Here is a 9161-nt window from a genome sequence, read left to right on the forward strand (position 1 = left end):
ACGCCTTGAACGCGTTGGCCGGCTTCCGCGTCACGATCGAGATCGCGCCGCCGGTGGTGTTGCGGCCGAACAGCGTGCCCTGCGGGCCGCGCAGCACCTCCACCCGCTCCACGTCGAAGAGCGACACTGCATTGGCGCTCTGCCGGGCGAAGTAGATCTCGTCCACATAGGTCGCCACCGGCACGTCGAAAGTCGCCACCTGCTCGGTGGAGCCCAGGCCGCGGATGAAGAAGCTGAGCGCCGAGCCGGTGCCGGTGTTCAGGCCGCCGGTCACGCTGGGGGTGAACCGCACCAGGTCCGCCGCCTCGTCCAGCTGCGCCGCCTCGATTTGCTGCTGGCTGAAAGCCGTCACCGCCAGCGGCACGTCCTGGATATTCTGCGCCCGGCGCTGGGCGGTCACGATCACCTCGCCGACCGTGGCGCCGTCGTCCGCGGTCTGCGCCATCGCCGGCTGGGAGGACAAGACGGACGCGGCGGAAACGCTGAGCAGCAACAGGGATCGACGCAGGTTCATGATTTGCCCTTTTTCTTCGACGTGTCCGCAAGCCATAACTTCCAGGGGCTGCAGAGCGAATGATATATGTTTATACCATTTGAATATGACCGGACAAATCCTTGGAATGGGTTTGTGAGACTTCGGTCCTGGAACTGATGCCTGGAAGCCACATACTGCTCAAAGTACGGTCAGGAGGGTCCTGGTGAGTCTGGATTTCGAGCCGACCATGGCGGTCTCATCCAAGACCGCGCGCGAGATTTATGAGGAGGTGAAGGCCAATCCGGCCCGCGCCCGATTCGGCTTCGGCTCGAAGCTGGCGGTGGTGAATGTCGACTTCCAGCAGGCCTATACGCGGCCGGACCTGTTCCCCAAGACCGCCTACATCACCCACCCCAACCAGATCGGCTTCACCAATCAGGTCTCAGCGCTCGCCCGCGCCAAGAGCATGCCGGTGATCTGGAGCCATGTGGCCTATAAGGCCGATGCGGGCGACGCCGGGGTCTGGGGTACGCGCACCGACACGCCCGACAGCCTGCAGAACATCAAGCAGGGATCCGACCGCCACGCCTTCGATCCGCGCTGCGAAATCGACGAGTCCCGCGATCTGGTCTTCACCAAGCGCATGCCCAGCGCCTTCTTCGAAACCCCGCTGGCCAGCTATCTGGTCTGGCACAAGGTTGACACCGTGCTCGTCACTGGCGGCTCCACGTCGGGCTGCGTCCGCGCCACCGCCGTAGACTCGCTCAGCCACGGGTATCGCACCATCGTCGCCGAGGAGTGCGTGGCCGACAAACATGAGAGCTACCACTTCGCCAATCTCACCGACCTGCAACTGAAGTACGCCGATGTGGTCTCCGTCTCGGAGGTCCTGGCGTGGCTGGAGGCCCAATGATCCGCGCGTTCGCCCTGGCCGTTCTGACGGCCTGCACACTCGCCGCCGCCGCCATCCTGGTCAGTTCGGCCCAGGCCGCGCCGGTCAAGGAGGCCGACCGCATCGGCATTGACCTGCGCCGCACCACCCTGGTGGTCCGCGACATGGAAGCATCGCTCAGGTTCTACCGCGACGCGCTTGGCCTGAAGGTCACCTACGACAACGTCATACGTACGCCCCGCACCGCCAAGGACGACGCTTCGGCCGAACGCTCGCTGCGCCTCGTCTTCTTGCGCGCCAATGACGACTATGTCGGCCAGATCGGCCTGATGCAGTACACGAAGCCGGTCCGCACCCCGCGCCCGGCCAAGAGCGGCGATCTCTCGCCCGGCGACATCGTGCTGGTGTTCAACACCAAGGGCCTCGCCGAGAAGTTCGAGAAGGCCAAGGCGATGGGCGTCCAGGTCGACGAGGCGCCGCATCCCACCACCTATCCGTCCTATGACGGCAAGGGTGTGATCAACGTCATGTTCTCCGCATTCTACGACCCCGACGGCCACTATGTGGAAGTGAACGAGGTCCTCGACGGCCTGCCGATGACGCGTTGATGGGCGCGCGCTGATGCCTGTGCTCGCAGTCCTCGCCTCTGCCGCATCGCTGATCGCCGCCTGCGACACGGTCGCCTCGCACCCGAGCGATCCGGCCCGTGTCGCGCCCGGCGTCGCGCGTGAAGCCATCGACTTGCCCGCGGCTGAGGCGACCTGCCGCACGGCGCTCGCGGCCGCGCCTGAGAACGCCCGCACCGCCTACCACCTGGGCCGCGTGATCTTCTACCAGGGCCGCGCCGCCGAGGCCCTGCCCTACCTGCGGCGAGCCTCAGACGCCGGCTACGCTCAGGCCGCCTTCGTGCTCGGCTTCGTCCAGACCCTCGGCCAGCCGGGCATTCCCAAGGATGTCTGCGCCGCTCAGGATCTCTGGCGAAAGAGCGTCGCGCTCGACCACCCCTGGTCGGGCTACTACCTCGTCGAGGCTCAGATGGCCGGAACCTTCGCGCCCTGCCCCAGGCAGGTTACGGAAGCTGAAGCCGACCGCTTCCTGGCCCTGGCCGCCGCCCGAATCGGCGTCGCCGAAAGCGCCGGACGCATCGAAACCCTGGTTGCCCGCCGCAAACGGTGAGGTCAGAGCATGCCGCAAGCTCGGCGCCCGCTCCATCCGTGCTACAAATGTTCCAATGCCGTCCGATTCACCGCCTCGCATCTCCGACCTCGCCCGCGTCGACGCGCGGCCGGCGGACTATCTCGAAGGGCTCAATCCCGAACAGCGGGCCGCCGTCGAGACGGTCGACGGCCCCGTGCTGGTCCTCGCCGGGGCCGGCACCGGCAAGACCCGGGTGCTCACCACGCGTCTGGCCCACATCCTGGCCACCGGCCGCGCCCGGCCGTGGGAGCTGCTGGCCGTCACCTTCACCAACAAGGCCGCGCGCGAGATGCGCGAGCGGATCGCCCATATCATCGGCTCGTCCGCCGAGGGCCTTCGCTGGCTCGGCACCTTCCACTCGGTCGCCGCCCAGATCCTGCGCCGTCACGCCGAACTGGTGGGCCTGAAGTCCAGCTACACCATCCTCGACACCGACGATCAGGAGCGCCTGCTCAAGCAGGTGATCGAGGCCGAGAACATCGACGCCAAACGCTGGAGCCCCAAGGCGCTGGCCGGCCTCATCGACCAGTGGAAGAACCGCGGCTGGCGGCCGGACCAGGTGCCCCCAGCCGAAGCAGCTCACTTCGCGAATGGAAAGGGGCAGACGCTCTATCGCCTCTACCAGGAGCGCCTGCGCATCCTGAACGCCTGCGACTTCGGCGACCTGCTGCTGCACAACCTGACCATCTTCACCAGCCACCCGGATGTGCTGGCCGAGTATCACAGCCGCTTCCGCTACCTTCTGGTCGATGAGTACCAGGACACCAACGTCGCCCAGTATCTCTGGCTGCGCCTGCTGGCCCAGAAGAGCCGCAACCTCTGCTGCGTGGGCGATGACGACCAGTCGATCTACGGCTGGCGCGGCGCCGAGGTGGACAACATCCTGCGCTTCGAGCGCGACTTCCCCGGCGCCAAGGTCGTGCGGCTCGAGCGCAACTATCGCTCGACGAGCCATATCCTGGCCGCCGCTTCGCACCTGATCGCCGCCAACAAGGGCCGTCTGGGCAAGACGCTGTGGACCGAGAGCCAGGGCGGCGAGAAGGTCGTGGTCCGGGGCGTCTGGGACGGCGAGGCCGAGAGCCGCCTCATCGCCGACGAGATCGAAAGCGCCAAGAAGCGCGGCCGCCGCTACCGCGACATGGCCATCCTGGTCCGCGCCTCGTTCCAGATGCGCGCCTTCGAGGAGCGGTTTGTACTGCTCCAGATCCCTTACGTGGTCATCGGCGGCCCGCGCTTCTTTGAACGCGCCGAGATCCGCGACGCTCACGCCTATCTACGTCTCATTCAGTCGCAGGATGACGACCTCGCCTTCGAGCGCATCGTCAACACGCCCAAGCGCGGCATCGGCGACACGTCCGTCCAGAAGCTGCTGGTCGCCGCCCGGGGCGCGAACGTCTCCGGCGTCAACGCCGCGCGACAGCTGGTGCTCACCGACGAGCTCCCGGCCCGAACCCGCACGGCGCTCTCCAACTTCCTGCGCGACCTCGACCGCTGGCGCGCCCAGGCCGAAACGCTTTCACTGCCCCGCCTGATGGAGGCCGTGCTGGAGGAAAGCGGCTACACCGACGCGCTTAAGCTCGACCGTTCTCCTCAAGCTCAGGGCCGTCTGGAAAACCTCAAGGAACTGGTCCAGTCCATGGGGGCCTTCGAGACGCTGCAGGACTATCTGGAGCACGTCGCCCTGGTCCTCGATCTCGACAGGGGCGCCGCCGCCGACAGTGTCCAGATCATGACGCTCCACCAGGCCAAAGGGCTCGAGTTCCCGCTGGTCTTCCTGCCCGGCTGGGAGGAAGGCGTCTTCCCCTCCCAGCGCTCGATGGACGAGTCCGGAGAAAAAGGGCTCGAGGAGGAGCGCCGCCTCGCCTATGTCGGCCTCACCCGCGCCCGGGAACAGGCGCGCGTCTCCTTCGTCGCCAATCGCATGGTCTATGGCCGCTGGACCAGCCAGCTGCCCAGCCGCTTTGTCGATGAGTTGCCCCCCGCTCACGTCGAAGCCGCCTCGGAGACCGGCTACTACGGCGGCGGTCCCGGCATGCAGCAGCACGGCTCGCGCTGGGACGCGGATCCCGACTTCGGCGGCGGCTACGCCTCACCCGGCTGGCGCCGCGCCCAGGCCAATCAGTATCGCGGCAGTCATCCTGGCCGCCAGGCGGTGATCGAGGGAGACGGCCGTCTCGTCGCGGTTTCCGAGGGCTCCGCGGGCGGCGCCTACGCCAGGGGCGACCGGGTGTTCCACCAGAAGTTCGGCTACGGCCAGGTCCGTGGCGTCGAGGGCAACAAGCTCACCGTCGCGTTCGACAAGGCCGGCGAAAAGAAGGTGCTCGACAGCTTCGTCGACAAGGCGGGTTGAGCCGCATTAGGACTGACTGAATGACCCGCCGCCCCGTCCCCTTCGAAATCGGCCCCGTGCACTTTATCGGCATCGGCGGCATCGGCATGAGCGGCATCGCCGAGATCATGATGCGCACCGGCTACACGGTACAGGGCTCCGACGCCAAGGAGAGCGCCAACACCGAGCGCCTGCGCAAGCTGGGCGCCACCATCCACATCGGTCACGCGGCGTCGCATGTCGAAGGCGTCTATGCGGTGGTCTATTCGACAGCCGTCAAATCCGACAATCCGGAGATGGTCGCCGCCCGCGAGCGGCGTATTCCGCTGGTCCGTCGCGCCGAGATGCTGGCCGAGTTGATGCGCCTCCAGTTCTCGGTGGCCGTCGGGGGCACCCACGGCAAGACCACCACGACGTCGATGATCGCCGCCCTGCTCGACGCCGGCGGCCTCGACCCCACTGTGGTCAACGGCGGGATCATCAACGCCTACGGCACCAACGCCAAGGTCGGCGCCGGCGACTGGATCGTGGTCGAGGCCGACGAGAGCGACGGCACCTTCCTCAAGCTCAAGTCCACCGCCGCCGTGGTCACCAACATCGACCCCGAACACCTCGACCACTACGGCGACTTTGAAGCGGTCAAGAAGGCGTTCCGCGACTTCGTGGAGAACATCCCGTTCTACGGCTTCGCCGCTGTCTGTGCGGACCATCCGGAAGTTCAGGCCATGGCCGCCCGGGTCGAAAACCGCCGCCTGGTCACCTACGGTCTCAATCCCCAGGCTGAGGTCCGCGCCGAAGCCATCACCATGGGCCCGGACGGCGCCCGCTTCGACATCGTGATCCGCCCGCTGGAAGGCGAACCGATGCACTGGCCGGGCATGCACCTGCCCATGGCCGGCCAGCACAATGTCCAGAACGCGCTGGCGGCCGTCGCCGTCGCCCGCGAACTCGGCATGGACGAAGCCGGCATCCGCAAGGGCCTGGCCGGCTTCGGCGGCGTCCGTCGCCGCTTCACGACCACTGGCGTGGCGCGCGGCGTGCGCATCGTCGACGACTACGGCCACCATCCGGTCGAGATCGCCTCGGTGCTCAAGGCCGCCCGCGCAGTCAGCGAGGGCCGGGTGATCGCCGTGGTCCAGCCGCACCGCTACACCCGTCTGCGCGACCTGTTCGACGACTTCTGCGCCTGCTTCGCCGACGCCGACACTGTACTGGTCGCCGATGTTTACGCCGCGGGCGAAACGCCGATCCCGGGCGCCGATCGTGACAGCCTGGTCGAGGGGCTCCGCCGCTACGGCCACCGCCGCGCTCTGCCCCTGGCCTCGCCTCAGGCTTTGGCCGCCGTGATCGCCGAGGAGACCAAGCCGGGCGACCTCGTGGTCCTGCTCGGCGCGGGCGACATCACCGGCTGGGCCTATGCGCTGCCCGGCGAACTGGAAGCGCTGCCGGCATGACCGACTGGCGCGACGCCCTCCCGCCCATTCGCGGAAAGCTGCTGCGCGACGAGCCGCTCGCGCCCTTCACCTGGTTCCGGGTCGGCGGCGCGGCCGAGCTGCTTGTACTCCCGGCAGACCCCGACGACCTCGCTCAGTTCCTGAAGTCCCTTCCGCCCGAGATTCCGATCACGGTGCTGGGCGTAGGCTCCAATGTCATCGTCCGCGACGGCGGCGTGCCGGGCGCGGTGGTCCGCCTCGCGGGCCGCCCCTTTGCTGCGGTCACCACCGAAGGAACCAGGGTCACCGCCGGCGCAGCGGCCCTCGACGCCCAGGTCGCTCGCGCCGCGGCCAAGGCGGGCATTGCGGGCCTGGAATTCTACGCCGGCATCCCAGGCACGATCGGCGGCGCCCTGACCATGAACGCCGGCTGCTATGGCTCAGAGACCAAGGACGTGCTGGTCCGCGCCTGGGGACTCGACCGCGCCGGCGCCCGCCGCGATCTGGCGCTGGCGGACTTCGGCTACGCCTACCGTCACTCCAGCGCGCCGGCCGACATCATCTGGATCGAAGCCACATTCGAGGGTCGCCCGGACGATCCCGCCGCCGTCCAGAACCGCATGGACGAGATCACCGCCCGCCGCGAGACCTCTCAGCCGATCCGCGAAAAAACCGGCGGCTCCACCTTCAAGAATCCGCCCGGCCACTCCGCCTGGAAGCTGGTGGACGCAGCTGGCTGGCGCGGAAAGCTGTTCGGCGGCGCCATGTTCTCCCCGCTCCACGCCAACTTCATGATCAACACCGGCGACGCCACCGCCGCCGACCTCGAAGGTCTCGGCGACGCGGTCCGCGCCGACGTGAAAGCCCAGACCGGCCTCGACCTCCATTGGGAGATTAAGCGGATCGGTCGGGCCGCCGGTGCCTAACGGGGAATCCAGCTCCCGGCTCTACCGACCCAAGCTGATATCAGCCCTCGCGGAGGGCTATGACTGGCGCCAGTTCCGCGCCGACGCCGCCTCGGGCCTGACCGTCGCCATTCTGGCCCTGCCCCTGTCCATGGCGATCGCGGTCGCCTCGGGGGTCTCGCCCGAGCGTGGTCTCTACAGCGCGATCATCGGCGGCTTCATCGTCTCGGCGATGGGCGGCAGCCGGTTCCAGATCGGCGGGCCGGCCGGCGCCTTCATCGTCCTCGTCTCGATCACCGGGGCACGCTTCGGCCTCGAAGGGCTGATCCTCGCCGTGCTGCTTTCGGGGGTCATGCTCTGTCTGGCCGGCGCCCTGCGCATCGGGTCCCTCGTGCGTCACGTGCCCCATGTGGTCACCGTCGGGTTCACCGCCGGCATCGCGGCGATCATCCTCGTCAGTCAGATCAGCGATCTCCTGGGCCTTGAGCACCTGGCCAACGAACCCGCAGAGCTGGTCCCGAAACTCGTCGGTCTGGCCTCGCATATCCGGGACGCAAACCTGATCGCGCTGTTGATCGGAGCCGGCGTGATCGCCACGGTCATGGTCCTCAAGCGGCTCTATCCTGCAGCGCCCGGGATGCTCTTCGCCATCGTCGCCGCCACCCTCGCCATTCAGGGACTGCACCTTCCGGCCGAGACGGTGATGGCCAGGTTCGGCGAGCTGCCGCACGGCCTCCCGGCGCCCCGCCTGGACCTGCCGAGCCTCGATCTGCTGGTGGCGGTTCTGCCCTCGGCGCTGGCCTTCACCGTTCTGGGCGCGATCGAGAGCCTGCTCTCGGCCAAGGTGGCAGATCGCATGACCGGTCGGGTCCACCGCTCCAACATGGAGTTGGTCGCCCAAGGGGTCGCCAATCTCGGCGCCGGGTTGTTCGGCGGCCTTCCTGTCACCGGGACGATCGCGCGCACCGCGGCCAACATCCGGGCGGGCGCACGCACGCCCGTCTCCGGGATCCTGCATTCCGCCTACCTATTGCTGTTCCTGGTCGCGGCTGCGCCGCTGGCGGGCCTGATACCGCTGGCGGCCCTGGCCGGCGTCCTGGTGGTGGTGGCGATCAACATGGTCGAGTGGTCCGACCTCCGGACCCTGCTGCGCAACTGGCGCGCCGCTTTCGTCCTGCTGGCGACGTTCGGGTTCACGATCCGGGTTGACCTGATGGCCGGCATCGTCGCCGGCTGTCTGCTCTCTTTCCTGCTGGCGCCCCGAGGGTTGGGGTCTCGCAGTCCGTCGCCGGATTGAAGCCGTCCTCGCATGATGGAGGTGTCTGAACACATGTTGCAGGACGCTGGCCCCCTCGCCTTCCTCGGAACCACCGACTACGCCCGCGCCCGCGCCTTCTACGAAGGCGTGCTCGGCCTGACCGTCACCGCCCACGACGACTTTGCCCTCATCCTCGATGTCGGCGGCTGCCCGGTGCGGATCGTCCAGCTGCCCCAGGTCACGCCGTCCGAGCATACCCTGTTCGGCTTCACCCACGCCGACGTGCGCGGCAAGGTCCGGGCGCTGGCCGCCAGGGGCGTGGCGTTCGTCCGCTACGAGATGTTCGGCGACGCGCAGGACGCTGACGGCGTCTGGACTCCTCCTGGCGGTTCCGCCGGCGTCGCCTGGTTCCGCGACCCGGACGGCAATCTGCTGTCGATCTCCGGCGGCGGCTAAGCCCCTATTCCAGCGTCGCGTAGTTGGTCGATCGATCCGCCGCCCACGTCCCGGTCACCTTATCGGCGCACTCGGCGAGATCCTTCAGGTACGCCTCCATAACCCCGGTGTTGGAGTTGCTGACCGTGGCGTGCAGCGAGTCCGGCGGCCCCTGGCGGTCGTGGAACCAGCCGCGCTCCAGCAGCGCATCGCCCAGTGCAAACACATCCACGGGCC

Annotated in this window: 10 protein-coding genes; 8 read left to right on the forward strand and 2 right to left on the reverse strand. The window is 67.9% G+C overall.

The genetic code is table 11. The annotated features are described in order from the left end of the window. The coding region (locus ACIQ3R_RS11190; protein WP_397418469.1) for a TonB-dependent receptor plug domain-containing protein at positions 1 to 514 on the reverse strand (514 nt) is incomplete at its 3' end. A 184-nt stretch (positions 515 to 698) separates the two neighbouring features. Here ACIQ3R_RS11190 and ACIQ3R_RS11195 point away from each other — a divergent pair. The 8 genes from ACIQ3R_RS11195 to ACIQ3R_RS11230 are packed head-to-tail and all read left to right on the forward strand — an operon-like array spanning position 699 to position 8945. Further along, the gene (locus tag ACIQ3R_RS11195) at positions 699 to 1388 is read left to right on the forward strand and encodes an isochorismatase family protein (protein ID WP_397418471.1); all 690 of its coding nucleotides are present in this window, start codon (positions 699 to 701) and stop codon (positions 1386 to 1388) included. Beyond that, positions 1385 to 1975, forward strand: a complete 591-nt coding sequence (locus ACIQ3R_RS11200; RefSeq protein WP_397418473.1) for a VOC family protein — start codon at positions 1385 to 1387, stop codon at positions 1973 to 1975. The genes ACIQ3R_RS11195 and ACIQ3R_RS11200 overlap by 4 nt, the downstream gene beginning before the upstream one ends. A 13-nt stretch (positions 1976 to 1988) precedes the next feature. Continuing rightward, complete coding sequence (locus ACIQ3R_RS11205) at positions 1989 to 2543, forward strand: hypothetical protein (protein ID WP_397418475.1); 555 nt, start codon at positions 1989 to 1991, stop codon at positions 2541 to 2543. A 55-nt stretch (positions 2544 to 2598) separates the two neighbouring features. Then, positions 2599 to 4914: an ATP-dependent helicase gene (locus ACIQ3R_RS11210; protein WP_397418477.1), complete on the forward strand. Its 2316-nt coding sequence runs from the start codon at positions 2599 to 2601 to the stop codon at positions 4912 to 4914. Between the two features lie 20 nt (positions 4915 to 4934). Further along, complete coding sequence (murC, locus tag ACIQ3R_RS11215) at positions 4935 to 6347, forward strand: UDP-N-acetylmuramate--L-alanine ligase (RefSeq protein ID WP_397418479.1); 1413 nt, start codon at positions 4935 to 4937, stop codon at positions 6345 to 6347. Beyond that, entirely contained in the window at positions 6344 to 7252 is a 909-nt protein-coding gene (gene murB / locus ACIQ3R_RS11220) for a UDP-N-acetylmuramate dehydrogenase (RefSeq protein ID WP_397418481.1), read from the forward strand. Before murC ends, murB begins: the two co-directional genes overlap by 4 nt. Further along, the gene (locus ACIQ3R_RS11225; RefSeq protein ID WP_397418483.1) at positions 7245 to 8528 is read left to right on the forward strand and encodes a SulP family inorganic anion transporter; all 1284 of its coding nucleotides are present in this window, start codon (positions 7245 to 7247) and stop codon (positions 8526 to 8528) included. The genes murB and ACIQ3R_RS11225 overlap by 8 nt, the downstream gene beginning before the upstream one ends. A 33-nt stretch (positions 8529 to 8561) precedes the next feature. Further along, entirely contained in the window at positions 8562 to 8945 is a 384-nt protein-coding gene (locus ACIQ3R_RS11230) for a VOC family protein (RefSeq protein WP_397418485.1), read from the forward strand. Positions 8946 to 8949: 4 nt separating this feature from the next. On the opposite strand, the gene ACIQ3R_RS11235 is transcribed toward ACIQ3R_RS11230, so the two are convergent. Beyond that, positions 8950 to 9161 (reverse strand): hypothetical protein (locus ACIQ3R_RS11235; protein WP_397418487.1); only part of this gene is annotated, 212 nt, incomplete at its 5' end.

Origin of the sequence: Phenylobacterium sp. (genome assembly GCF_044371015.1) — a bacterium.
In the GTDB taxonomy this organism is placed as follows: domain Bacteria; phylum Pseudomonadota; class Alphaproteobacteria; order Caulobacterales; family Caulobacteraceae; genus Phenylobacterium.

Excerpts from the sequence above, each read along its gene's own strand:
- murC (WP_397418479.1), top strand. The coding sequence starts at position 4,935 with ATGACCCGCCGCCCCGTCCCCTTCGAAATCGGCCCCGTGCACTTTATC.
- ACIQ3R_RS11205 (WP_397418475.1), top strand. The coding sequence starts at position 1,989 with ATGCCTGTGCTCGCAGTCCTCGCCTCTGCCGCATCGCTGATCGCCGCC.
- ACIQ3R_RS11200 (WP_397418473.1), top strand. The coding sequence starts at position 1,385 with ATGATCCGCGCGTTCGCCCTGGCCGTTCTGACGGCCTGCACACTCGCC.
- ACIQ3R_RS11210 (WP_397418477.1), top strand. The coding sequence starts at position 2,599 with ATGCCGTCCGATTCACCGCCTCGCATCTCCGACCTCGCCCGCGTCGAC.
- murB (WP_397418481.1), top strand. The coding sequence starts at position 6,344 with ATGACCGACTGGCGCGACGCCCTCCCGCCCATTCGCGGAAAGCTGCTG.
- ACIQ3R_RS11230 (WP_397418485.1), top strand. The coding sequence starts at position 8,562 with ATGTTGCAGGACGCTGGCCCCCTCGCCTTCCTCGGAACCACCGACTAC.